The 23,895-nt window shown below is 71.5% G+C and carries 18 protein-coding genes and 1 pseudogene; 12 read left to right on the top strand and 7 right to left on the bottom strand.

Annotated features, from left to right (window positions below):
- The first annotated feature begins 13 nt into the window (after window positions 1-13).
- The 9 genes from ACIPC1_RS00675 (at window position 14) to lgt (ending at window position 7,480) form a co-directional block, all read left to right on the top strand.
- On the top strand, window positions 14-667 hold the full coding sequence (locus tag ACIPC1_RS00675) for a TIGR02234 family membrane protein (protein WP_402512096.1): 654 nt from the start codon (window positions 14-16) through the stop codon (window positions 665-667).
- A gap of 180 nt (window positions 668-847) precedes the next feature.
- On the top strand, window positions 848-1,087 hold the full coding sequence (locus ACIPC1_RS00670) for an HGxxPAAW family protein (protein ID WP_402512093.1): 240 nt from the start codon (window positions 848-850) through the stop codon (window positions 1,085-1,087).
- 90 nt (window positions 1,088-1,177) lie between these two features.
- Window positions 1,178-1,633, top strand: a complete 456-nt coding sequence (locus tag ACIPC1_RS00665) for a DUF2752 domain-containing protein (RefSeq protein ID WP_402512090.1) — start codon at window positions 1,178-1,180, stop codon at window positions 1,631-1,633.
- 174 nt (window positions 1,634-1,807) lie between these two features.
- On the top strand, window positions 1,808-2,617 hold the full coding sequence (gene trpC, locus ACIPC1_RS00660) for an indole-3-glycerol phosphate synthase TrpC (protein ID WP_402512088.1): 810 nt from the start codon (window positions 1,808-1,810) through the stop codon (window positions 2,615-2,617).
- Between the two features lie 133 nt (window positions 2,618-2,750).
- The gene (gene trpM, locus ACIPC1_RS00655) at window positions 2,751-2,942 is read left to right on the top strand and encodes a tryptophan biosynthesis modulator TrpM (protein ID WP_402513335.1); all 192 of its coding nucleotides are present in this window, start codon (window positions 2,751-2,753) and stop codon (window positions 2,940-2,942) included.
- A 403-nt stretch (window positions 2,943-3,345) separates the two neighbouring features.
- Window positions 3,346-4,629, top strand: coding sequence for a tryptophan synthase subunit beta (gene trpB / locus ACIPC1_RS00650; protein ID WP_402512086.1), 1,284 nt, complete (start codon window positions 3,346-3,348; stop codon window positions 4,627-4,629).
- Window positions 4,626-5,441 (top strand): tryptophan synthase subunit alpha, encoded by an 816-nt coding sequence (gene trpA, locus ACIPC1_RS00645; protein ID WP_402512084.1) that lies wholly within the window; start codon window positions 4,626-4,628, stop codon window positions 5,439-5,441. Before trpB ends, trpA begins: the two co-directional genes overlap by 4 nt.
- A 102-nt stretch (window positions 5,442-5,543) precedes the next feature.
- Window positions 5,544-6,320, top strand: a complete 777-nt coding sequence (locus ACIPC1_RS00640; RefSeq protein WP_402512083.1) for a DsbA family protein — start codon at window positions 5,544-5,546, stop codon at window positions 6,318-6,320.
- Between the two features lie 155 nt (window positions 6,321-6,475).
- The gene (gene lgt, locus ACIPC1_RS00635) at window positions 6,476-7,480 is read left to right on the top strand and encodes a prolipoprotein diacylglyceryl transferase (RefSeq protein WP_402512081.1); all 1,005 of its coding nucleotides are present in this window, start codon (window positions 6,476-6,478) and stop codon (window positions 7,478-7,480) included.
- Between the two features lie 214 nt (window positions 7,481-7,694).
- Here the strand turns inward: lgt and ACIPC1_RS00630 are convergent, their stop codons facing one another.
- From ACIPC1_RS00630 to ACIPC1_RS00600, 7 genes and pseudogenes are all read right to left on the bottom strand, one after another.
- Complete coding sequence (locus tag ACIPC1_RS00630; protein WP_402512079.1) at window positions 7,695-8,534, bottom strand: HpcH/HpaI aldolase/citrate lyase family protein; 840 nt, start codon at window positions 8,532-8,534, stop codon at window positions 7,695-7,697.
- Window positions 8,531-9,733: a CaiB/BaiF CoA transferase family protein gene (locus ACIPC1_RS00625; RefSeq protein WP_402512077.1), complete on the bottom strand. Its 1,203-nt coding sequence runs from the start codon at window positions 9,731-9,733 to the stop codon at window positions 8,531-8,533. The genes ACIPC1_RS00630 and ACIPC1_RS00625 overlap by 4 nt, the downstream gene beginning before the upstream one ends.
- Window positions 9,730-10,641, bottom strand: a complete 912-nt coding sequence (gene rbsK / locus ACIPC1_RS00620; protein WP_402512075.1) for a ribokinase — start codon at window positions 10,639-10,641, stop codon at window positions 9,730-9,732. Before rbsK ends, ACIPC1_RS00625 begins: the two co-directional genes overlap by 4 nt.
- On the bottom strand, window positions 10,638-12,095 hold the full coding sequence (locus ACIPC1_RS00615) for an ADP-ribosylglycohydrolase family protein (protein ID WP_402512072.1): 1,458 nt from the start codon (window positions 12,093-12,095) through the stop codon (window positions 10,638-10,640). Before ACIPC1_RS00615 ends, rbsK begins: the two co-directional genes overlap by 4 nt.
- Window positions 12,092-13,246: an ADP-ribosylglycohydrolase family protein gene (locus tag ACIPC1_RS00610; RefSeq protein ID WP_402512069.1), complete on the bottom strand. Its 1,155-nt coding sequence runs from the start codon at window positions 13,244-13,246 to the stop codon at window positions 12,092-12,094. The genes ACIPC1_RS00615 and ACIPC1_RS00610 overlap by 4 nt, the downstream gene beginning before the upstream one ends.
- Before the next feature lie 7 nt (window positions 13,247-13,253).
- Window positions 13,254-14,486 carry an ADP-ribosylglycohydrolase family protein gene (locus ACIPC1_RS00605; protein ID WP_402512067.1) on the bottom strand — a complete coding sequence of 411 codons (1,233 nt, stop codon included), beginning with the start codon at window positions 14,484-14,486 and terminating at the stop codon, window positions 13,254-13,256.
- Window positions 14,487-15,235: 749 nt separating this feature from the next.
- Window positions 15,236-16,264 (bottom strand): annotated as a pseudogene (locus tag ACIPC1_RS00600) (ADP-ribosylglycohydrolase family protein); the annotation flags it as partial.
- 302 nt (window positions 16,265-16,566) lie between these two features.
- On the opposite strand from ACIPC1_RS00600, the gene ACIPC1_RS00595 reads away from it, so the two are divergent.
- The 3 genes from ACIPC1_RS00595 to ACIPC1_RS00585 all read left to right on the top strand — a co-directional run bounded on the left by ACIPC1_RS00595 (window position 16,567) and on the right by ACIPC1_RS00585 (window position 23,725).
- Entirely contained in the window at window positions 16,567-17,298 is a 732-nt protein-coding gene (locus ACIPC1_RS00595; protein ID WP_402512065.1) for a VIT1/CCC1 transporter family protein, read from the top strand.
- Between the two features lie 366 nt (window positions 17,299-17,664).
- Complete coding sequence (gltB, locus tag ACIPC1_RS00590) at window positions 17,665-22,272, top strand: glutamate synthase large subunit (protein ID WP_402512062.1); 4,608 nt, start codon at window positions 17,665-17,667, stop codon at window positions 22,270-22,272.
- A complete protein-coding gene (locus ACIPC1_RS00585; protein WP_384392209.1) occupies window positions 22,265-23,725 on the top strand; it encodes a glutamate synthase subunit beta in 1,461 nt (486 codons plus the stop codon). The genes gltB and ACIPC1_RS00585 overlap by 8 nt, the downstream gene beginning before the upstream one ends.
- Window positions 23,726-23,895 lie beyond the last annotated feature (170 nt).

Below are 23,895 nucleotides of genomic sequence, written 5' to 3'. Positions count from 1 at the left end.
GGTTCAGGCGATAGTGGAGTACGTGACTGCTGTTCCGCACCCCCGATCCGAAACCCCCGGACCTGCCGGCTCCGGCCGCCGCAGCCTCGCCGTGGCCCTGCTCAGCGGCGCCCTCGGCGCGGCCGTGGCACTGCTGTCGACCCGGCAGAACTGGGCGTCGGGCACCGCCTCGGTGGCCGGCGGCGACTTTCCGCTGACCGCCTCGGGCAGCGACGTCACGGGCGTGCCCGCGGCGCTCGCCATAGTGGGCCTCGCCGCGCTCGTCGCCGTCTTCGCGGTCCGCCGCTCCGGACGCTTCCTCGTCTCCGCGCTGCTCGCGCTCTCCGGCGCGGGCATCGTCGTGGCGGCCGTGCTCGGCGCCGGCGACAGCTCGGCCCTCGACGAGAAGGCCGCGGCGGCCTCCGGCGACACCGCCGCCACCGCGGACGCGCTCAGCCACACCGCCTGGCCGTACGTCGCCGCCGCGGGCGGCGCCCTCATCCTCCTCGCGGGTCTCCTCGCGTTGCGCTACGGGCGGCTGTGGCCCGCGATGTCGGGCCGCTACGAGCGCGACGGGACACCCCGGCCGCGCAAGGCCAAGCCGGTCGACCCCGACCGCCCCGAGGACATCTGGAAGGCGCTCGACCGCGGTGAGGACCCGACGGGGCCGGACCCGGCAGGGACCTGAGCCCCGGTTCTCGGGAGGCTTCGAGGGGCTTCTGTCCCGGGCTTTCGTCCTGACCCGGCGGAACCGACGCGCGCGGACCGACCCCCCGCTCATCGCATGCCCGCGAGTACGGGACAATGGCCGAGGAGCGTCCGACTCACCACACGTACGCAGCACGTACTCAGTAACGAGGAGCAAGTCATGGCGGGCAGCAACCACGGTCACACTCCGGCCGCCTGGACCGGTGTCATCATCGCCTTCATCGGTTTCTGCGTCTCCGGCGCCTTCACCGTGCTGGCCGACCCGCTGGGCTTCTGGGCCGGTCTGGTCATCGTCGCCCTCGGTGGTGTCGTCGGCATGGTGATGCAGGCGGCGGGCCTGGGCAAGGCGAGGACCAAGCCCGCGCGGCCTGCCCGCGAGACCGTGGGCGCCGAGAGCTGAGCAAGCGCCGGCCCTGGTGAGAGGCGGTTCCGGCGCAGCTGCCGGGCCGCCTCTCCCGCGTACGGGCGTTCCGGGCGGGTGAGGGGCACAATGCGTGGGGTGAACGCCGAATCCCAGCGGGTGACACAGAGCGCGGAACCCGGAGCGGGCGCCGCACTGCGGCGGCTCGCCGTACCCGGTGGGGTGCTCGCGGCCGTCGTCGGCGCCTTCGCCTACGTCGGGGCTGTCGACCCCAACCAGCCAGGGCACTACCCCGTCTGCCCGCTGCTGCGGCTCACGGGCGTGTACTGCCCCGGCTGCGGCGGTCTGCGCAGTGCGCACGCCTTCGTGCACGGGGACTTCGCGGCGGCGCTCACGGACAACGCGCTCGCCGTCGTGGCGTTTCTGGGCTTTGCGACGGTGTGGGCCGTATGGGTGGTCCGGTCGGTGCGCGGGCGCCCGCCGCGGATCGAACTGGGGCCAGTCCACCTGTGGACCATCGGCACGTTGGTGCTGGTCTTCACGGTTGTCCGGAACCTGCCCTTCGGTGGCTGGCTGCACCCTTGATCAAATGGCAAAGGTCCAGGTAGTGGGACCGGCGTCAACCGGATGCGAGGTCTACGCCTTCCTCCGGATACCATCGCAGTGAGGGGTCTGACACGTCGCAACCGTCCGAGGCGGTGAACCCGGGTCAGCTGCTCAACCGCTTCAGCTCTTCACCGCAGGAAGGGGGCCGCTCGCGTGAGTGTGCTCGACGAGATCATCGACGGAGTCCGTGCCGACCTCGCGGAGCGGCAGGCGCGCGTCAGCCTCGACGAGCTCAAGGAGCGCGCGGCGAAGGCTCCGGCGGCCAAGGACGGCGTGGCGGCCCTGCGCGGTGACGGCGTCAAGGTCATCTGCGAGGTCAAGCGCTCCAGCCCGTCCAAGGGCGCGCTCGCCGCGATCGCCGACCCGGCCGGGCTCGCCGCGGACTACGAAGCGGGCGGTGCGGCCGTCATCTCGGTCCTCACCGAGCAGCGCCGCTTCGGCGGTTCGCTGGCCGACCTGGAGGCCGTCCGCGCCAGGGTCGACATCCCCGTACTGCGCAAGGACTTCATCGTCACGTCGTACCAGCTGTGGGAGGCCCGCGCGTACGGCGCCGACCTCGCGCTGCTGATCGTGGCCGCCCTCGACCAGCCCGCCCTGGAGTCCCTCATCGAGCGCGCCGAGTCCATCGGGCTCACCCCGCTCGTCGAGGTGCACGACGAGGACGAGGCCGAGCGGGCCGTGGCGGCCGGCGCGAAGGTCATCGGCGTCAACGCGCGCAATCTGAAGGACCTCAAGGTGGACCGCTCCACCTTCGAGCGCGTCGCCCCCGAGATCCCGGCCGGCATCGTCAAGATCGCCGAGTCCGGCGTCCGTGGGCCGCACGACCTCATCGCGTACGCCAACGCCGGCGCCGACGCGGTCCTGGTGGGCGAGTCGCTCGTCACCGGCCGCGACCCCAAGACGGCCGTCTCCGACCTCGTCGCCGCGGGCGCCCACCCCGCCCTGCGGCACGGACGGGGCTGACACCCCGATGCCCGCCTCGCCCCACGCCGACGCCACCTCCCGTCCGGGCCCGCGCCCCGACGGGGAGTTGTCGTGTGTGGGGTCGGCTGCGCCGCTCCCGGTCCACGGGGAGGGCTGCGCCGTACGCCGCTGTGTGCGGCCCGCCGGGCAGCTTCCGCTCGCCCCGGCAGCCCGGGACCCCTACGCCCGGCTCGCCCGGGGCTGCCGCCCGCGCGGCTGCCGGGCGCCCGCACGCCGCGTCCACGGGCGCCGGGTTCGCTATGTCATCGGTGATGAGCCGGGCCAGGTCAACGGCATGCGATGGCGCCTCGCGCACGCACGCTGACGCCGTCCCCGGCCGTTCCCCCCCCCCGGTGACCTGACCTGGCTTCGGCCTGGCACGGCCGGTCCAGGCCGGTGGGCTTCCTGCTTTCGATGCGGGAGGGACTCCGGCTCCGCCGTCCGGTTGGGCTTCGCCCGTCACCGATCGGCGGTTCCGGCCGGTTCGGGCACCGCCGATCACCGCCACCGGGTTTCTCGCCGTCGTGGCGGAGAGAGCCGCCGCGTGGCCTCCTTCCCGAGCAACTTGTGGGTGGGAGGGTCCGCGGGGGCACAGGCGGGCAATGGCCGGTCCGGCAAGGGTGGTCCCCAGCGGGGGCCGTCGCCGAAGGCATGCGTGCGTACGTCGTCGATAACGTGAACCCCTGTCCAACCTGTAACCGGGGCCGACGCCCCTGCGAGGTAGCCGCATGCCCAGCGAGTTCTTCATTCCCGACCCTGATGGTCAAGTTCCCAGCGCCGAGGGGTACTTCGGCGCGTACGGCGGCAAGTTCATCCCGGAGGCGCTGGTCGCCGCCGTGGACGAGGTCGCCGTCGAGTACGACAAGGCGAAGTCGGATCCCGAGTTCGCGCGTGAGCTCGACGATCTGCTCGTCCACTACACCGGGCGCCCCAGTGCGCTGACCGAGGTACCGCGGTTCGCCGAACACGCCGGTGGGGCACGGGTGTTCCTCAAGCGGGAAGACCTCAACCACACCGGATCCCACAAGATCAACAACGTCCTCGGGCAGGCCCTGCTCACCCGGAGGATGGGCAAGACGCGCGTCATCGCGGAGACCGGAGCGGGCCAGCACGGCGTCGCCACCGCCACCGCCTGCGCACTCTTCGGCCTCGAATGCACCATCTACATGGGTGAGATCGACACCCAGCGGCAGGCCCTCAACGTCGCACGGATGCGCATGCTGGGCGCCGAGGTCATCGCCGTGAAGTCCGGCAGCCGCACCCTCAAGGACGCCATCAACGAGGCCTTCCGCGACTGGGTCGCCAACGTCGACCACACCCACTACCTGTTCGGGACCGTGGCCGGGCCGCACCCCTTCCCCGCCATGGTGCGCGACTTCCACCGGGTCATCGGGGTCGAGGCGCGGCGGCAGATCCTGGAGCGCGCCGGACGGCTCCCCGACGCCGCCGTCGCCTGCGTGGGTGGTGGCTCCAACGCCATCGGGCTCTTCCACGCCTTCATCCCCGACAGCGGCGTACGGCTGATCGGCTGCGAGCCCGCCGGGCACGGCATCGAGACCGGCGAGCACGCGGCCACGCTGACCGCCGGTGAGCCGGGCATCCTGCACGGCTCGCGGTCCTACGTCCTTCAGGACGAGGAAGGGCAGATCACCGAGCCCTACTCCATCTCGGCCGGACTCGACTACCCGGGCATCGGGCCCGAGCACTCCTACCTCAAGGACAGCGGCCGCGGCGAGTACCGCGCGGTCACCGACGACGCGGCGATGCAGGCCCTGCTCCTGCTCTCCCGCAGTGAGGGCATCATCCCGGCGATCGAGAGCGCGCACGCGCTGGCCGGAGCCCTGGAGGTCGGCAAGGAGCTCGGCAAGGACGGGCTGATCCTCATCAACCTGTCCGGCCGCGGCGACAAGGACATGGACACGGCCGCCCGCTACTTCGGCCTGTACGACACCGACGCCGAGGTCGCCGCCAACGCGGCCGACACCGCCGAGATCGAGGGGGACGCCAAGTGAGCGGCAACATCCAGCTGTTGAGCGACACCCTCGCCGGCGCCAGGGCGGAAGGGCGGGCCGCCCTCATCGCGTACCTGCCGGCCGGGTTCCCGACCGTCGACGGCGGGATCGACGCCATCAAGGCCGTCTTCGACGGGGGCGCCGACATCGTCGAGGTCGGTCTGCCGCACAGCGACCCCGTCCTGGACGGCCCCGTCATCCAGACCGCCGACGACATCGCTCTGCGCGGCGGAGTCAAGATCGCCGACGTGATGCGGACGGTCCGGGAGGCGCAGGAGGCCACCGGCAAGCCGGTGCTCGTGATGACGTACTGGAATCCGATCGACCGCTACGGCGTCGAGCGCTTCACCGCCGAACTGGCCGAAGCGGGCGGCGCCGGGTGCATCCTGCCCGACCTGCCGGTGCAGGAGTCCGCGCTGTGGAGGGAGCACGCCGAGAAGCACGGGCTCGCGACCGTCTTCGTCGTCGCGCCCAGCAGCAAGGACGCCCGGCTCACCGAGATCACCGCGGCGGGCTCCGGCTTCGTGTACGCGGCCTCGCTGATGGGCGTCACGGGTACCCGTGCGTCGGTGGGCGCGCAGGCGCAGGACCTGGTGCGGCGCACCAAGGCCACCACCGAACTGCCCGTCTGCGTCGGCCTCGGCGTCTCCAGCGCCGAACAGGCCGCCGAGGTGGCCGGCTTCGCCGACGGTGTGATCGTCGGGTCCGCCTTCGTGAAGCGGATGCTGGACGCGCCCGACGAGCGGGCCGGCCTGGAAGCCGTACGCGCGCTCGCCGCCGACCTTGCGAAGGGTGTGCGAGGAGCGCTGTAACAGACAGTGCATATCTGTAAGTAACGGACAATCCACTCACTCGAACGGGTGGACCTGGGGCCGGGGAGGCGCGCTGCGCCTTCCCGGTTCGTTCTGCCGGATGTGAGCGAGAAGAACCGTGACGGAAAGCGCAACGCCCGCGAACGGCTGGCGGCCGAGCGAGAGAAGCAGAAGACCACGGAGAAGCGCCGTCGCGCGCTGATCGTGGGGGCTTCGGTGGTCTGTGTCCTTGGCCTGGCCGCGGTGGTGGGCGTCGTGGCCGCCAACTCCGGCAAGGACAAGAAGAGCAACACCTCCGGCCCGGTCGTGACGCCCTCGGGCGCGACCGGCAAGGACGGCCTCGCGATCCCCGTCGGCAAGGACAGCGCCAAGTCGACCCTCACGGTGTGGGAGGACTTCCGCTGCCCGGCGTGCAAGTCCTTCGAGAGCGCCTACCGCTCGACCATCCACGAACTGGTCGACGCCGGACAGCTGAAGGTCGAGTACCACCTCGTCACCATCATCGACGGGAACATGGGAGGCAGCGGCTCCCGCAAGGCCGCCAACGCCGCGGCCTGCGCCCAGGACGCCGCAAAGTTCACCGCGTACCACGACGTGCTCTACGAGAACCAGCCCGCCGAGACCGACGACGCCTTCGCCGGCAACAGCAAGCTCGTCGAGCTGGCGGGCAAGGTCGACGGCCTGGACACGACCGCGTTCCAGAAGTGTGTCGACGACGGCACGCACGACAGTTGGGTCGTGAAGTCGAACGACGCCTTCGGGACCAGTGGTTTCACCGGTACGCCGACGGTGCTGCTCGGCGGCACGAACATCTACGCGGACCAGTCGATGACCCCGGCGAAGCTGAAACAGATGGTGCAGGCGGCGAACAAGGGCTGACGCCTTTCCCGGCGAGGGTGCCCGCTGATGGGCATCAGCCCTTGTTGGGCGCGGGCGCCCCCGGTTTCCCGCAGGCCGGGGGCACCGCCCGTTATGGAGCCGTTGCCGGGCTGCCTGCCGTGGGCCGCGTCCGGCACGGTAGCGTCGACCCTGCCATGGAAATTGCCTACATTCCCAGTCCGTCGCAGGGTGTGCTGCATCTCGGCCCCATTCCGCTGCGCGGCTACGCGTTCTGCATCATCATCGGCGTCTTCGTAGCCGTCTGGCTCGGCAACAAACGCTGGATCGCCCGCGGCGGGCGGCCCGGCACGACGGCCGACATCGCTGTCTGGGCCGTGCCGTTCGGCCTGGTCGGCGGTCGCCTCTACCACGTGATCACGGACTACGAGCTGTACTTCAGCGAGGGCCGCGACTGGGTGGACGCCTTCAAGATCTGGCAGGGCGGGCTCGGCATCTGGGGCGCGATCGCACTCGGTGCCGTGGGCGCGTGGATCGGCTGTCGCCGACGCGGAATCCCACTGCCCGCCTGGGCCGACGCGCTCGCTCCCGGCATCGTCTTCGCGCAGGCCATCGGGCGCTGGGGCAACTGGTTCAACCAGGAGCTGTACGGCAAGGAGACGGACCTCCCCTGGGCGCTGAAGATCACGTCCGCGGCGGACGGCCGGGTGCCGGGTCTGTACCAGCCGACGTTCCTTTACGAGTCCCTGTGGTGCGTCGGTGTCGGCTTCCTCGTCATCTGGGCGGACCGCCGCTTCAAGCTCGGGCACGGGCGGGCGTTCGCGCTGTACGTCGCCGCGTACTGCGTCGGCCGTTTCTGGATCGAGTACCTGCGCGTCGACGAGGCCCACCACATCCTGGGCATGCGTCTCAACAACTGGACCGCGATCGTGGTGTTCATCCTCGCGGTCGTCTACCTCGTGCTGTCGGCACGGATGCGGCCGGGGCGCGAGGAGGTCGTGGAGCCGCTCGGTCCCGGCGAGGGAGACGATGCGGCCGCGGTCGACGGGGGTCCCGTCGACCTTGAGAAGGCCGAGCCCGAGCCTGTGGACGGGGATGCCGAGCCGGCTGATGCCGAGGTTGTGGAGTCCGACGGCTCCCCGGAGTCCGACGAGTCCCGCGAGTCCTCGGCTGACGAGGCCGAGTCGGCCAAGAAGAGCTGACGGTTTGTAGTACGACGGAGAGGGCGCCGAATCAGATTCGGCGCCCTCTCCGTGTGCGGGCGATGGGTTCCGGCGGGCTCGGCACCGCCGGAACACGCGTGGGGGTGCTCGCCGTCGCGGCGGAGAAGAGGTACCCGCCCCGGACGGCGGTTACCTCTTCTCCCGCGGAGCAGGAAACCGTGCGGAGCCGGAATCCCGCGGCGCCGGAACGGCGTCAACCCTGGCGGCGCGCCAGCGCCATGGTTCGGCGGGCGCCTGCCACCACCGCCGCGTCGACGAAGGTGCCGTCGGGGAGGGCCTGGGCGCCGGGGGTGGTGGTGGCTGCCTTGAGGATGGACTCGGCGGTTTCGATTTCCTCCGAGGTCGGGAGGTAGGCCCGCTCGATGACCGGGAGCTGGCGGGGGTGGATGGCCGTGCGGCCGAGGAAGCCGAGGGCGCGGCCGTGGGCGCAGGAGGCGGCGAGGCCTTCGAGGTCGCGGATGTCGGGGTGGATCGACTGGGCGGGCGGGGCCAGGCCGGCGGCGCGGGCGGCCACGACGACGCGGGCGCGGGACCAGTCCAGGCCCGCGTCACCCCGTACGCCCAGGTCCGCCCGTAGGTCGGCCTCGCCGAGCGCGATGCCGCGCAGGGCAGGGTGGGCGGAGGCGATGGTGAAGGCGTGTTCCACGCCGAGGGCCGTTTCCAGGAGGGCGTACAGGGGGATCGCACCTCCGCCGGCGGAGGGCGCGTCCTCCGCGACCCTGACGACCTCGGCGGGCGAGGTCACCTTGGGCAGGCGGAGTCCCGACAGGCCGGGCAGCGGAGAGAGGGTCTTGAGGTCGGCTTCCGCGTGGGGGCTGTCCAGGGCGTTCACTCGGACGTGGACCGGGACCGGCTGGGGCTCGGAGAGGAGTTCCGCGGTGGCCGCGCGGGCGTACTCCTTGCGGTCCGGGGCGACCGCGTCCTCCAGGTCGACGAGGACGACGTCCGAGCCCGACACCAGCGCCTTCGCGACGACCTCCGGGCGATCCCCGGGAACGTACAGCCAAGTGAGGGGAAAGGGGTGCACGGTCATAGCGCGCCCTCCGAGCGCAGGGCGTCGATCTCCCCGTCCGTCAGGCCGAGTTCGGTGAGGACCGTGTCCGTGTCCGCGCCGTGCGGGCGGCCCGCCCAGTGGATGGCGCCGGGGGTGGCGGAGAGGCGGAAGAGGACGTTCTGCATGCGCAGGGGGCCCAGTTCGGGGTCGTCGACGGTGGTGATGGTGTCCAGGGCCTGGTACTGGGGGTCCGTCATCACGTCCCGTACGTCCTGGATGGGAGCCACTGCCGCCTCCGCCTTCTCGAAGGCCTCCAGGACCTCGGCGCGGGTGCGGCCGGCGATCCAGCTGCCGACCGCCTCGTCCAGGACGTCCGCGTGGCGGGCGCGGTCCGCGCCGGTCGCGAACCACGGCTCGTCGACCAGCTCAGGGCGGCCGACCAGCCGCATCAGGCGTTCCGCGATCGACTGGGCGGAGGTGGAGACGGCGACCCAGGAACCGTCCGCCGTCCGGTAGGTGTTGCGGGGCGCGTTGTTGGCGGAGCGGTTGCCGGTGCGGGGCTGGACGTGGCCCAACTGGTCGTACCAGAGCGGCTGCGGGCCAAGGACGGTCAGGATCGGCTCGATGATCGCCATGTCGATGACCTGGCCCTCGCCGGTGCGCTCGCGGGCCGTCAGCGCGGTCATCACGGCGTACGCCGTCGCAAGCCCCGCGATCGAGTCGGCGAGGCCGAAGGGCGGCAGGGTCGGCGGGGCGTCCGGCTCGCCGGTGATCGCCGCGAAACCGCTCATCGCCTCGGCGAGGGTGCCGAAGCCGGGGCGGTGCGCGTACGGGCCGAACTGGCCGAAGCCGGTGACCCGGGCGAGGACGAGGCGGGGGTTCGCGGCCGAGAGCTCGGCCCAGCCGAGGTCCCACTTCTCCAGCGTGCCGGGACGGAAGTTCTCGATGACCACGTCGGCGGTGGCGGCGAGGCGGAGGAGGGTCGCGCGGCCGCCCGGCTTGGACAGGTCGAGGGTGATCGTGCGTTTGTTGCGGCCCAGGAGCTTCCACCAGAGGCCGACGCCGTCCTTCGAGGGGCCGTGGCCCCGGGACGGGTCGGGCTTGGCCGGATGCTCGATCTTGATGACCTCCGCGCCGAAGTCACCGAGCATGGTCGCGGCGAGCGGGCCGGCGAAGAGGGTGGCGAGGTCGAGGACGCGCAGGCCGGTGAGGGGTGCCTGCCCCGGGTGCGCGCTCATGAGGTGGACCGAAGGGTGTGCGAGGCCTGGGTGTCGATCTCGGCACGGTAGGGCATCGAGGACGTCGCCCCGATCCGCTGTACCGACAGCGCGGCGGCTGCCGACGCCCAGCGCAGGGCCTCCGGCATCTCCCGGCCCTCGGCGAGTGCCACCGCGAGGGTGCCGACGAAGGTGTCGCCCGCGCCGGTCGTGTCCACGGCGGTCACCCGGGGCGCGTGCACGGTCAGCGGTTCGGCACCTCGGGCCGCGTACAGGCTGCCTGCCGAACCCAGCGTGATGACCACCTCCGGGACCTGGTCAAGGAGTGCGGCGGCTGCTCTGCGGGGGTCGGTGGCGCCGGTGAGCGCGGCGGCCTCGTGCTCGTTGGGCACCAACAGGTCGATGGTGGCGAGGAGTTCGGGTGGCAGCGGCTGGACCGGGGACGGGGTCAGGATGGTGCGTACGCCGTGGCTGCGCGCGGCTTCGGCGCCCGCGAGAACGGCCGACTGCTGGATCTCGAGCTGGAGCAGAAGCCCGTCGGCGGTGGCGATGAGGCCCTCGTCGCCGGGGGCGAGGTCGGTGACGCTGCCGTTCGCGCCGGGGATGACGACGATCGCGTTGCCGCCCTCGTCGTCGACGACGATGTGCGCGGTGCCGGACGAGCCCTCGGTGGTGCGCAGATGATCGGTGTTCACGCCCGAGTGCTCCAGCGTGGAACGGAGTTGGCTGCCGAAGGCGTCCACGCCGACCGCGCCGATCAACGAGACGTCGGCTCCCGCGCGTACCGCGGCCACCGCCTGGTTGGCGCCCTTGCCTCCGGGGATCGTACGGAACTCCCGGCCTGTCACGGTCTCTCCGCGCTGCGGGGCCTTGGCGACGTACGCGACGAGGTCCATGTTCGTGCTGCCGAGTACGGCGATGTGGGTCATGGGCGGGGTGCCTCCGGGCGGGTGAGCAGGTGGGTCAACTGGGCGAGGGTGTCGAAACCGGTGCCGTTGAAGTCGGCGATCGAGGTGGCCAGGCGGTTCTTGAGAGGGCTGGTCCAGCGGTCGGGGAGGGCGGCGGGGTCTCCCGCGAGCAGGCCCGCGATGCTGCCCGCCGTCGCGCCGTTCGAGTCCGTGTCCCAGCCGCCCGACACCGCGCGGCAGATGGAGCCCGAGAAGTCGCCGTCCGCGTGGGTGAGGGCGGCGGCGATCAGGGCGGTGTTGGGGATGGCGTGGACCCAGTGGTAGGCGCTGTGGGTGGTGTGGAGTTCGTCCACGACCACGTCGAAGTCGTCGTGCGTTGCGGCGAGTTGGATCGCCTGGTGGATCGCTTTTGCCAGGCGGGAGGCGGGGGGTACGACGGTGAGTCCGGTGCGGAGACAGGCGTGGATGTCGCCGGTTCCGGTGGCTGCCTCGGCGATGGTGGCCGCCGTGAACATCGCCGCGTAGACGCCGTTCGCCGTGTGGGTGAGGGTGGCGTCGCGGTGGGCCTGTTCCGCGGCGGCCGCCGGGTCGCCCGGGTTCGTCCAGCCGTGCACGTCCGCGCGGATCAGGGCGCCGATCCATTCGCGGAACGGGTTGCGGTGGCCGGCCGTCTGTGGGGGTTCGATGCCGGTGAGGAGGTTGCGGTAGGCGATGCGTTCCGCGGTGAACGTGCGGCCCGCGGGGAGTTCGTCCAGCCAGAGTCGGGCGACGTCGGTGGTGGTGAAATCTCTGCCGTGGCGCTGGAGCAACAGGGTGTTCAGCAGGGGGTAGTTGAGGTCGTCGTCCTCCGGCATGCCGTCGATGTTCTCGGCGAGGGAGGTGGCTGCCGAGCGCTTGTTCCACGGGTACGTGTGGGTGATTTCCTCGGGGAGGCCCTTTGCCGTGAACCAGGTGTGGAGGGGCCAGTTGCCTGTGGCTCGGGCGATGTCTCGGATCCCTTGCAGGGGGAGTTTCTCCACCGGTTTGCCCAGCAGGCAGCCTGCGGCTCTGCCCAGCCAGGCGGCTTCCAGGTGGGCCTGGGTCGGGGCTGGTGTGGGGGTTGGTGCGCGGCCCGGCGTTTGCGGGGTGCCGCCTGCGCCCACCCGTGCCGCCCCAGCGGCACGATTGCCCGCAGAGGGGGAGGGGGCGGGCCAGCTTGAGCAGTGGGCCTTGATCTCGGCGAGGTCTGTGGGCTCGCTGGCCGCCAACTTGCTTGGCAGATCGGCTAGTTCGTCCAGGAGGTCTTCTGCCAGTGCACGGAGGTGCGGGGGTGCCGGAGTTGGGGAGGCGCCCGCTCGGGACGGGGCCGGCGGGCCGCCCGCCGCTTGCCAGCGGGCGGCGATGGACGACGGGTCCCGGCCGTCCTGGGACGCCTGGGCGAGTTCGTGGCCGAGGAGGTCCTCGGGCTGGACCCAGGTCAGGCGGAGGCCGGTCATCGAGGGCCGGCCAGTGCGGCGTACGCCGTCTCGTGGGTTCGTCTGCGCTGTACGTCCCGTTCGAAGATCTCCTGGGTGACCTCCGTGAGCGCCTTCGCGGGGGCGTCGAGGTCGAGGCGGCTGGACTCCGCGACCGTCTTGGCCCAGTCGCGGGGGATCTCCGAGCCGAGCGCGCCGGCGAGGGCGCCGGACATGGTGGCGATGGAGTCGCAGTCGCGGCCGTAGTTCACGGAGCCGAGCACCGCGTGGCCGTAGTCGCCGCCGGAGATCACCAACATGCCCAAGGCGATGGGGAGTTCCTCGATCGCGTGCAGCCGGGAGGGGCGGCGGGCGCCGAGTGAGGGGGACCGGTAGTCGGGACCCACCGTGTCGAACGGGGTCACCGCTTCGCGCAGCGGGCCCAGCGCCGACTCGAAGTTCGTGTGGCGGGCGGCGACTTCACAGACCGCCTCGATGGCGGCGCGGGTGCCGTCCTTCGCCAGGGCCAGGCAGGTGTCGATCACGGAGGCGGGGGTGGCCCCGGGTACGCAGGCCGCCGCCACCGCCGCCGCGAAGACGCCGGCGGCCTCGCGGCCGTACGACGACTGGTGGGCGCCCGCGATGTCGAGCGCCTCGGCGTACGCTGCCGTCGGGTTGGCGGCGTTGACCAGGCCGACCGGGGCCATGTACATCGCGGCACCGCAGTTGACGATGTTGCCGGTGCCCGCCTCCCGGGGGTCGATGTGACCGTAGTGGAGGCGGGCCACCAGCCACTTCTCCGCGAGGAAGATCCGCTGGAGGGGAAGAGCCTCCGCCTGCAGCTCGGGGATCCAGCGCGGGTTGCCCATGAGGTCGGGGACCAGGTGCTCGGCGACGGCGTACGCGTCGAGGTGGTCGCGGACCGTGGCGTACACACGTACCAGCGCGTGGGTCATCAAGGTGTCGTCGGTGACGTGCCCGTCGCCCTTGTGGTACGGGGCGATGGGGCGGGCGGTGCGCCAGGCGTCGCCGTTCCAGGGGCCGACGACGCCGTGCACCCGGCCGCCGTGGCGCTCCACGATCTGCGCGGGCGTGTAGCCCTCGACGGGGCCGCCGAGGGCGTCGCCCACCGCGGCCCCTACGAGGCTTCCGGTGATCCGCTCTTCCAGACTTGCTGCTCCTTTGGGCGTCATGCCCGAATCATCCCTCTGGGGTCGTCAGTTCCATCGCTTCGAGGAGATCGGCGAGTCCGATGAGATCCGTGCCGGTCAGACGAGGCAGGGCGCAGCCGGAGAGAGTGCGGCAGGCGTCTCGCCAGGTGGCCGGGATGGCGTCGCCGCCGCCGAGTGCGCCGGTGAGGGCGCCCGCGAGGGCGGGGGCCGAGTCGGCGACGCGGGACAGGCACGCTGCCGCGGGTACCGCCTCGGCGATCCGGCCGCGCGCGGCGGTGGCGAGGGCGAGGGCGACGGGGACGGTTTCCGCCGCCGCGATGCCGTAGCTGTACACGTGGTCGACGATCTGGTGTTCCAGCAGGGGCACCAGGGCGAACGTGCCCTCGCTGGCGCGGGCCAGGTTCAGCGCGTGCCGGGCGTTGCGGCCGATCTCCGTCGACTCGGGGAGTTCGGCGAGGGCGGCGTCCGTGCAGGCGTCGACGTCTGCTCCGGCGAGGGCGAGCGAGATGGCGGCGGCCATCGCGCGGGCGCCGTGCACGCCGTCGCCGTCCTGGGTGTAGCGGGCGTCGAACTCGGCGAGTTCCGCGGCGAGTCGGGGGTCGCCCGGGTGGGCCACGGCGAGCACGCAGGCCCGTACGCAGGCCGCGTCGTCGAAGTAGTGGGGGTTGTCGTGGCCGGTGGCGGGCGGGCGCAGGCCGGCGGCGAGGTTGCCGAGTCCGGCCCGTACGGAGATCCGGGCGCGCAGGGGGAGCAGGGCCGATTCGACCTCGGGGGCGCGGTCCGCTGCCGCGGCGACCTCGCTGGCGATCGCGTTCCACGACAGGTCGATCGACGCCCGCATGCGCCGCTCCCGGCTCAGGTCTCCGAGCGCGATCGCGTCCCCGGCCCGCAGTACCGCCTCCGCCGCGAACGCCGCCCACTCCGCGTCGTCCGACGGGCCGAGCCGCAGGGGCTCCGGCGGCTGGTTCAGCGCGATCGGCACGGGCAGCGTCGTCGTCGCGTTCTGCTCCGCGAAGGTGTCCAGTTCCCGGGTCAGACGCCGCGTCCACTCGGGCATCCGGGCGGCGCGATGCCGGGCGGCGGGCCAGCCCGCGGCGTCGCCTGCGGCGAGGCCGAGGAGGAGACCCTCGATGCGGCGGGGGTGCCCCGAGGGGGCGGTCTCTCTCGTGTCGCGGGGGACGGGAGCTGCCGCGGGGGCGGGACCCGCGGTGGGGCCGGGACGCAGTGCGTGGGCGCAGCCCGCCGCGGGGGCGGGACGCACTGCAAGGAGACCATCCGCCGCAGGGACAGTGTCTGCCGAGAGGGCTGTGTCCGAGGAGGGGGCAGTGTCTGCCCGCAGGGCGGAGGCGGCCGGGGAGTGAGCATTGTCTGCGGGAAGGGCGGTATCTGCTGAGGGAGCGGAATCTGCGGGGAGGATGGCGCTTGCTGAGGGGGTGGGAATTGCTACCGAGGCGGAGTCCGTGTGGGCAGCGTCCGCGGGGAGGGCGGTGTCCGTCGCAGGGGTGGAGTCTGTGGGGTGGGCGGTGTCTGCCGAGGGCGTGGGAATCGCTCCAGGGGCGGAGTCCGTGAGGGCAGGGTCCGTCGCGGGGCCGGAGTCCGCCGACAGGGCCGGGCCCTCGCCCGGTTCGTCTCCCACCAGGCCGGGGTTCACCGCTGCACCTCGCTCTCGTCGGCGGCCAGGACGAACCCGTCTGGATCCGGGCCTGGCCACGAGCTGTCTGGTTCCGCGGCCCGGGCGAGTTTGCGTGGATCTCGTGGGGACCCGGCCTCATCTTGTAGAGGCTGGGTCGTCGCCGGTGTGGGCCGGTGCCCCTCTCGTGCAAGTCCGTCCGGGTTCGGGTTCGGTGACGCGCTGTTCGGGTTCGTGTCCTGGGTGAGTTTGCGTGGATCTTGTACGGGGCCGGCCTCTTCTTGTAGGGGCTGGTTTCTCTCTCGTGGCGGCTCAGCCGTCTCCGGTGTGGGCCGGCCCCTCTCTCGTGCAGCCCAGCCTCGTCCCAGCCCCTCCTCATCCCGTACGCGTCTCCCCGCTCCCCACTTCCCGTCGTCCGCCGGTGTCAGTAGTTCCGCCACGTCCAGTACGTGGTGGCCCGCCATGGAGGGGAGGCAGCTGCCCAGGGCGGGGCCGATCGCTGCTGCCCAGGCGGTCGGGATCGAGGAGGCGCCGTGGGTTGCCCCGGCGAGTGCGCCCGCGACTGCTGCTGTGGTGTCCGCGTCGCGGCCCATGTTCACGGCGGTGAGGACGGACTCGGTGAAGTCGCCGTCGGCGGCCGCGTACGCGCCGAAGGCGAGGGCGACGGCCTCGGGGGCGAGGTCGGTCCAGGGGTAGCCGCCGATGACGACCGCCGAGCGGACCGCGCGTTCGCCGCAGTGGGCGACGGCGACGGCGCGGCGCAGGGAACGGGCGGTCCAGGAGTCGTCCGGGATGACGGCAAGGGCGGAGGCGACGACGGCGATGGTCGGGGCGCCCGCCATGGCCGCCGCGACGCCCGCGGCGACCGCCTGGCCCCCGTAGATACCCTCGCCCTCGTGGCTCACCGAGCCGTCGATCGCCACCAGTCGGGCCGCCTCGGCGGGGCGACCCGCGGCGAAGACGCCGAAGGGCGCCGCGCGCATCGCGAGCCCGTCGCTCCACGCGTGCCGGTGCTGGGCGGAGATCGGTGCGGCGAGGCCCCGGCGGAGGTTCTCCAGGGTGCCGCGCTCGCTGAAGCCGGCGCCCCGGAACGGACCCTCGTCCCGGTCCGCGATCCACTGGTGCCAGGCCGCCTCGACATGGGCCACGGTGAGCGCCGAGCCGTGCCGGGCCAGCAGCAGGCCGGAGAAGATCGCGTACTCGGTGTCGTCGGTCCCGGCCGGACGCTCGGCGACGTACCCCGTGATCCGGCCCCATTTCGCGCGGATCTCGGACGGTTTCATGTTCTCGGCGGGCGCGCCGAGCGCGTCTCCGACGGCGAGACCGAGCAGCGCGCCGCGCGCCCGTTCGCGGAGTCCGGCGGCGTCCCCGGAGGCCGGGGCCGAGGGAATGCAGGCGATGGAAGCCATACGGTGCTGCTCCTCTCAGGGCTCCATCGCCGCCGTTCGCGGCGAGTCAACGCGCGGACACCTGTGAGACCCCGCGCGGAACCCTTTGCGGATCTGTCCCACCTCCGCGGTTCAGCAGAGCCTCGCGCGCCTCAGCATCACCCGGTCGACATCTGCGCGTCACCTGCCACGGATGAGCGAGAAACCGTAAACGTGCAGGTAAGCCCAGCCTTTCCTTGCTGGCGGGCTCGAAATTATCGGCGTACTTTGGCTGTTGTCGAAAAGTAGAACCAGTCCAAGAAGCGCACCCCTGGGGGACCCGCATGGCCATCATCGAGACCGAAGCGACGCTGCACGAGGCGCACCGCGACAACCACACCCACCGGGACGTCAACGGCGGCTGGCTGCGCCCCGCGGTGTTCGGTGCGATGGACGGCCTGGTCTCCAACCTGGCGCTCATGACCGGCGTCGCCGGTGGAGCCGTGTCGCATCAGACGATCGTCATCACCGGGCTCGCGGGTCTCGCGGCCGGCGCCTTCTCCATGGCGGCCGGCGAGTACACCTCCGTCGCCTCGCAGCGCGAGCTGGTCGAGGCCGAACTCGAAGTCGAGCGGCGGGAGTTGAGGAAGCACCCGAAGGACGAGGAGCGGGAGCTCGCCGAGCTGTACGAGACTCGCGGTGTCGAGGCCGCACTGGCGCGGGAGGTCGCCCGGCAGCTGTCCCGCGATCCCGAGCAGGCCCTGGAGATACACGCCCGCGAAGAGCTGGGCATCGACCCCGGTGACCTGCCGTCCCCGACCGTCGCCGCGGTGTCGAGCTTCGGCTCCTTCGCGCTGGGCGCCCTGCTCCCCGTACTGCCGTTCCTGCTCGGGGCGACCGCCCTGTGGCCCGCGCTGCTGCTCGCGCTGATCGGGCTCTTCGCCTGCGGCGCGGTCGTGGCCAGGGTGACCGCGCGAAGCTGGTGGTACAGCGGGCTGCGGCAGCTCGCCCTCGGCGGTGCCGCGGCGGGTGTGACGTACGTCCTGGGCAGTCTGTTCGGTGCGGCCGTAGGATGACATGTTGGGCGCCTATGCAGCCGACCGCATAAGTAGTCGTTACCCGGCGGTTTCGAACGCTTAACCACTGGGCATGAGCCGTAAGCGCTGTGGGCAATGAAGCCCTCTCTGCACAACCGTGGCGGGTGACGTTGCCTGCCACGCTCCGGGTCGACGGACACGGATCTGTCCGATTGACCCCCTTAAACTCCACCGCCGTGCGCGGTACCCCCCGCGCCCCCCTCGGTGTCCGCATGTTGGAACGTAGTATCCGGTTCCCGAGAACCGCCCCATCATGTAACCTGCACGAAATTTTGCGCACATAAAGCAGAGGGCCAACGTCGTCCCTCGGCACTTGCAAATGCCACGACGACGACGGGAGAGCCGATGCGTACGCCGCGCCAGCCGTCCCAGCACTCCACGAATGGCCAGAAGTGGTCCTTCATGGATGCTCGCCCTGCCGCGCAGGGTATGTACGACCCCCGCAACGAGCACGACGCCTGTGGCGTCGGCTTCGTGGCCACCCTCACCGGTGAGGCGAGCCACGCGCTGGTCGAGCAGGCGCTCACGGTTCTGCGCAACCTGGAGCACCGAGGAGCCACCGGCGCCGAACCCGACTCGGGTGACGGCGCGGGCATCCTCTCCCAGGTGCCGGACGCCTTCCTCCGTGCGGTGGCCGGATTCGAGCTGCCCGCGGCCGGTGCGTACGCGGTGGGTATCGCCTTCCTGCCCGAGGACGGCATCACCGACGCCGTCTCACGTATCGAGACGATCGCCGCCGACGAGGGCCTCACCGTCCTCGGCTGGCGCGAGGTACCGACCGCCCCCGAGCTGCTCGGCACCACCGCGCGTTCGACCATGCCCGCCTTCCGTCAGGTCTTCGTGACCGACGGCGGGTCCGCTGCTTCTTCAACGGGCATCGACCTCGACCGCAAGGCCTTCGTGCTGCGCAAGCGCGCCGAGCGCGAGGCCGACGTGTACTTCCCGTCGCTCTCCGCCCGCACCATCGTCTACAAGGGCATGCTGACCACCGGCCAGCTGGAGCCCTTCTTCCCGGACCTGTCCGACCGCCGCTTCGCCTCCGCGATCGCGCTCGTGCACTCCCGGTTCTCCACGAACACCTTCCCGAGCTGGCCGCTCGCCCACCCGTACCGCTTCGTCGCACACAACGGCGAGATCAACACGGTCAAGGGCAACCGCAACTGGATGGCGGCCCGCGAGTCCCAGCTCGTCTCCGACCTCTTCGGCGACGAGGACAAGCTCGGCCGGATCTTCCCGATCTGTACGCCCGAGGCGTCCGACTCCGCCTCCTTCGACGAGGTGCTCGAACTCCTGCACCTCGGCGGCCGCTCCCTCCCGCACTCCGTGCTGATGATGATCCCGGAGGCCTGGGAGAACCACGCCTCCATGGACCCGGCCCGCCGCGCCTTCTACCAGTTCCACGCCACGATGATGGAGCCCTGGGACGGCCCGGCCTGCGTCACCTTCACCGACGGCACCCAGGTCGGCGCGGTCCTCGACCGCAACGGTCTGCGCCCCGGCCGTTACTGGGTCACCGACGAGGGCCTCGTCGTCCTCGGCTCCGAGGTCGGCGTCCTCGACATCGACCCCGCGAAGGTCGTCCGCAAGGGCCGCCTCCAGCCCGGCAAGATGTTCCTCGTCGACACCGCCGAGCACCGCATCATCGAGGATGAGGAGATCAAGGACGGCCTCATCGCCGAGAAGCCGTACGCGGAGTGGCTGGAAGCCGGCGAGATCGAGCTCTCCGACCTGCCCGAGCGCGAGCACATCGTGCACACCCACGCCTCGGTCACCCGCCGCCAGCAGACCTTCGGCTACACCGAGGAAGAGCTGCGCATCATCCTCGCGCCGATGGCGAACACCGGCGGTGAGCCGCTCGGCTCCATGGGCACGGACTCGCCGATCGCGGCCCTGTCCGAGCGCCCCCGGCTGCTCTTCGACTACTTCACCCAGCTCTTCGCACAGGTCACCAACCCGCCGCTGGACGCGATCCGCGAGGAGCTCGTCACCTCCCTGCGCTCCTCCCTCGGCCCCGCGAGCAACCTCCTCGAGCCGACCGCCGCGTCCTGCCGCAGCGTCACCCTGCCCTTCCCGGTGATCGACAACGACGAGCTGGCCAAGCTCATCCACATCAACGCCGACGGCGACATGCCGGGCATGAAGGCCGCGACCCTCTCCGGTCTCTACCGGGTCAGCGGCGGCGGCGCCTCGCTCGCCGCCCGCCTCGACGAGATCTGCGTCGAGGCCGACGCCGCCATCGAGAACGGCGCCCGGCTGATCGTCCTCTCGGACCGGCACTCCGACGCCGAGCACGCGCCGATCCCGTCGCTGCTGCTCACCGCGGCCGTCCACCACCACCTCATCCGCACCAAGCAGCGCACCCAGGTGGGCCTCCTGGTCGAGGCGGGCGACGTCCGCGAGGTCCACCACGTGGCCCTCCTCATCGGCTTCGGCGCCGCGGCCGTCAACCCGTACCTGGCGATGGAGTCCGTCGAGGACCTCGTCCGCGCCGGCACCTTCCTGCGCGGCATCGAGCCCGAGCAGGCCATCCGCAACCTGATCTACGCGCTCGGCAAGGGCGTCCTCAAGGTCATGTCCAAGATGGGCATCTCGACCGTCGCCTCCTACCGCGGCGCCCAGGTCTTCGAGGCCGTCGGCCTGGACCAGGCCTTCGTGGCCAAGTACTTCAGCGGCACCGCGACGAAGATCGGCGGCGCCGGTCTCGACGTCGTCGCCAAGGAGGTCGCGGCCCGGCACGCGAAGGCGTACCCGGCCTCCGGCATCGCGCCCGCGCACCGCGCCCTCGACATAGGCGGCGAGTACCAGTGGCGCCGCGAGGGCGAGCCGCACCTGTTCGACCCGGAGACGGTCTTCCGCCTCCAGCACTCCACGCGCACCGCCCGCTACGACATCTTCAAGAAGTACACGGACCGCGTGAACGAGCAGTCCGAGCGGCTCATGACGCTCCGCGGACTCTTCGGCTTCAAGTCGGACCGCCAGCCGATCTCCATCGACGAGGTCGAGTCGGTCGAGGAGCTCGTCAAGCGCTTCTCCACCGGCGCCATGTCGTACGGCTCCATCTCCAAGGAGGCGCACGAGACCCTCGCCATCGCCATGAACCAGCTGGGCGGCAAGTCCAACACGGGTGAGGGCGGCGAGGACGCGGACCGGCTGTACGACCCCGCGCGCCGTTCGTCGATCAAGCAGGTCGCCTCCGGCCGCTTCGGTGTGACGAGTGAGTACCTCGTCAACGCGGACGACATCCAGATCAAGATGGCGCAGGGTGCCAAGCCCGGCGAGGGCGGCCAGCTGCCCGGCCACAAGGTGTACCCGTGGGTCGCCAAGACCCGGCACAGCACCCCCGGCGTGGGCCTCATCTCCCCGCCGCCGCACCACGACATCTACTCCATCGAGGACCTCGCCCAGCTCATCCACGACCTCAAGAACGCCAACCCGCAGGCCCGCATCCACGTGAAGCTGGTCTCCGAGGTCGGCGTCGGCACGGTCGCCGCGGGTGTCTCCAAGGCGCACGCGGATGTCGTCCTCATCTCCGGCCACGACGGCGGTACGGGTGCTTCCCCCCTCACCTCCCTGAAGCACGCGGGCGGTCCCTGGGAGCTGGGCCTCGCCGAGACCCAGCAGACGTTGCTGCTGAACGGCCTGCGCGACCGGATCGTCGTACAGACCGACGGCCAGCTGAAGACCGGCCGTGACGTCGTCATCGCCGCGCTGCTCGGCGCCGAGGAGTTCGGTTTCGCGACCGCGCCGCTCGTCGTCTCCGGCTGCGTCATGATGCGCGTCTGCCACCTGGACACCTGCCCGGTCGGCATCGCGACGCAGAACCCGGTGCTCCGCGAGCGGTTCGCCGGCAAGGCCGAGTACATCGTGAACTTCTTCCGGTTCATCGCCGAGGAGGTCCGCGAGATCCTCGCCGAGCTGGGCTTCCGCACCATTCAGGAGGCCGTCGGCCACGCCGAGAACCTCGACGTCGAGCGGGCGATCACCCACTGGAAGGCGCAGGGCCTGGACCTGAGCCCCCTCTTCTACGTGCCCGAACTGCCCGAGGGCACCCCGCTGCACCAGGTCATCCAGCAGGACCACGGCCTGGAGAAGGCGCTCGACAACGAGCTGATCAAGCTCGCCGCCGACGCCCTTGCCGCGTCCAGCGCCACCGACGCCCAGCCGGTCCGCGCCCAGGTCGCGATCCGCAACATCAACCGCACGGTCGGCACCATGCTCGGCCACGAGGTGACGAAGAAGTTCGGCGGCGCGGGCCTGCCCGACGACACCATCGACATCACCTTCACCGGTTCGGCGGGCCAGTCCTTCGGCGCCTTCCTGCCGCGCGGTGTCACGCTGCGCCTGGAGGGCGACGCCAACGACTACGTCGGCAAGGGCCTCTCCGGCGGACGCGTCATCGTCCGTCCCGACCGGGGCGCCGACCACCTCGCCGAGTACTCGACGATCGCGGGCAACACCATCGCGTACGGCGCGACGGGCGGCGAGATCTTCCTGCGCGGCCGCACCGGCGAACGCTTCTGCGTCCGCAACTCCGGCGCGACGGTGGTGGCCGAGGGCGTGGGCGACCACGGCTGCGAGTACATGACCGGCGGTCACGCGGTCGTCCTCGGCGAGACGGGACGGAACTTCGCGGCCGGCATGTCCGGCGGTATCGCGTACGTCCTCGACCTGAACCCCGACAACGTGAACGTCAGCAGCACCGGGGCCGTCGAGACCCTCGACGACGCCGACGCCCAATGGCTGCACGACGTGGTGCGCCGGCACGCGGAGGAGACCGCCTCGACGGTCGCCGAGAAGCTCCTCGCCGAGTGGCCCGCGTCGGTGGACCGCTTCAGCAAGATCATCCCCAGTACGTACAAGGCAGTACTCGCCGCCAAGGACGCCGCCGAGCGAGCCGGACTCCCCGAGTCCGAGATCACCGAGAAGATGATGGAGGCGGCGACCAATGGCTGATCCCAAGGGCTTTTTGAACCATGGCCGCGAGGTCGCCAGGACCCGTCCGGTCGGCGAGCGCGTCAGGGACTGGAACGAGGTCTACGTCCCGGGCTCACTGCTCCCGATCATCCCCACGCAGGCCAGCCGCTGCATGGACTGCGGCATCCCGTTCTGCCACAACGGCTGTCCGCTGGGCAACCTGATCCCCGAGTGGAACGACTACGCCTACCGCGAGGACTGGTCCGCCGCCTCCGAGCGCCTGCACGCCACGAACAACTTCCCGGAGTTCACCGGCCGGCTGTGCCCCGCTCCCTGCGAGTCGGCGTGTGTGCTCGGCATCAACCAGCCCGCCGTGACCATCAAGAACGTCGAGGTCTCGATCATCGACAAGGCCTGGGACAGCGGCGATGTCGCGCCCCAGGCCCCGGAGCGCCTGTCCGGCAAGACGGTCGCGGTCATCGGCTCGGGCCCCGCAGGTCTCGCCGCCGCCCAGCAGCTCACCCGGGCGGGCCACACGGTCGCCGTGTTCGAGCGCGCCGACCGCGTCGGCGGCCTCCTGCGGTACGGCATCCCCGAGTTCAAGATGGAGAAGCGGCACATCAACCGGCGTATCGAGCAGATGCGCGCGGAGGGCACCAAGTTCCGTACGGGTGTGGAGATCGGCCGCGACATCGACGCGGTGCGGCTGCGCAAGCGGTACGACGCCGTGGTCATCGCCGCGGGTGCGACGACCGCCCGTGATCTCCCTGTCCCGGGGCGGGAGTTGAAGGGCATCCACCAGGCGATGGAGTACCTGCCCCTCGCCAACAAGGTCCAGGAGGGCGACTTCGTGGCGCCCCCCATCACGGCCGAGGGCAAGCACGTCGTGGTCATCGGCGGCGGCGACACGGGCGCGGACTGCGTGGGCACCGCCCACCGCCAGGGCGCGGCCTCGGTCACCCAGCTGGAGATCATGCCGCGGCCCGGCGACGAGCGGCACCCCGGTCAGCCCTGGCCGACCTTCCCGATGCTCTACAAGGTCAGCTCCGCGCATGAGGAGGGCGGCGAGCGCGTCTACGCCGTCTCCACCACCCACTTCGAGGGCGACGAGGACGGCAACGTCCAGTGGCTGCACCTCGGCGAGGTCGAGTTCATCGACGGCAGGCTGACCCCGAAGCCGGGCACGGAGCGCAAGATCCCCGCCCAGCTGGTGACGCTCGCGATGGGCTTCACGGGTACGGACGTCGAGAACGGCCTGGTCTCCCAGTTCGGCCTGGAGCTGGACGCGCGCGGCAACATCGCCCGCGACGCCGACTTCGCGACGAACGTCCCCGGCGTGTACGTCGCCGGTGACGCCGGCCGTGGCCAGTCCCTCATCGTCTGGGCGATCGCCGAGGGCCGCTCGGCCGCCCGCGGAGTCGACCGCTTCCTGACCGGGGTCAGCGAACTCCCGGCCCCGATCCGCCCCACGGACCGCTCGCTGATGGTCTGACGCTCCACCCCAACAGACGTCCCGTACAAAGGCGTACGGAACTGAACGCGGCGCCTGCCCAGTCCCCGACCGGACCGTGGTGGGCGCCGTGGTGCGTCCAGGTCACCTGCTGTCGGCTATGGCACCCGGTACGTGCCCCCCGTACACCTGCTGTCGGCTATGGCATCCGC

The sequence above is a fragment of the Streptomyces sp. NPDC087263 genome (genome assembly GCF_044744645.1).
In the GTDB taxonomy this organism is placed as follows: Bacteria; Actinomycetota; Actinomycetes; order Streptomycetales; family Streptomycetaceae; genus Streptomyces.
Note: the sequence above shows the minus strand (reverse complement) of the source record. Positions and strands in the feature narration are given on the sequence as shown.

Bases quoted from the DNA above. Each gene is read 5' to 3' on its own strand.
- ACIPC1_RS00630 (WP_402512079.1), bottom strand. From the start codon at position 8,534: ATGACCGTGCACCCCTTTCCCCTCACTTGGCTGTACGTTCCCGGGGAT.
- ACIPC1_RS00665 (WP_402512090.1), top strand. From the start codon at position 1,178: ATGCGTGGGGTGAACGCCGAATCCCAGCGGGTGACACAGAGCGCGGAA.
- gltB (WP_402512062.1), top strand. From the start codon at position 17,665: ATGCGTACGCCGCGCCAGCCGTCCCAGCACTCCACGAATGGCCAGAAG.
- ACIPC1_RS00585 (WP_384392209.1), top strand. From the start codon at position 22,265: ATGGCTGATCCCAAGGGCTTTTTGAACCATGGCCGCGAGGTCGCCAGG.
- ACIPC1_RS00670 (WP_402512093.1), top strand. From the start codon at position 848: ATGGCGGGCAGCAACCACGGTCACACTCCGGCCGCCTGGACCGGTGTC.
- trpB (WP_402512086.1), top strand. From the start codon at position 3,346: ATGCCCAGCGAGTTCTTCATTCCCGACCCTGATGGTCAAGTTCCCAGC.
- ACIPC1_RS00625 (WP_402512077.1), bottom strand. From the start codon at position 9,733: ATGAGCGCGCACCCGGGGCAGGCACCCCTCACCGGCCTGCGCGTCCTC.
- ACIPC1_RS00595 (WP_402512065.1), top strand. From the start codon at position 16,567: ATGGCCATCATCGAGACCGAAGCGACGCTGCACGAGGCGCACCGCGAC.
- rbsK (WP_402512075.1), bottom strand. From the start codon at position 10,641: ATGACCCACATCGCCGTACTCGGCAGCACGAACATGGACCTCGTCGCG.
- ACIPC1_RS00610 (WP_402512069.1), bottom strand. From the start codon at position 13,246: ATGACGCCCAAAGGAGCAGCAAGTCTGGAAGAGCGGATCACCGGAAGC.
- lgt (WP_402512081.1), top strand. From the start codon at position 6,476: ATGGAAATTGCCTACATTCCCAGTCCGTCGCAGGGTGTGCTGCATCTC.
- ACIPC1_RS00615 (WP_402512072.1), bottom strand. From the start codon at position 12,095: ATGACCGGCCTCCGCCTGACCTGGGTCCAGCCCGAGGACCTCCTCGGC.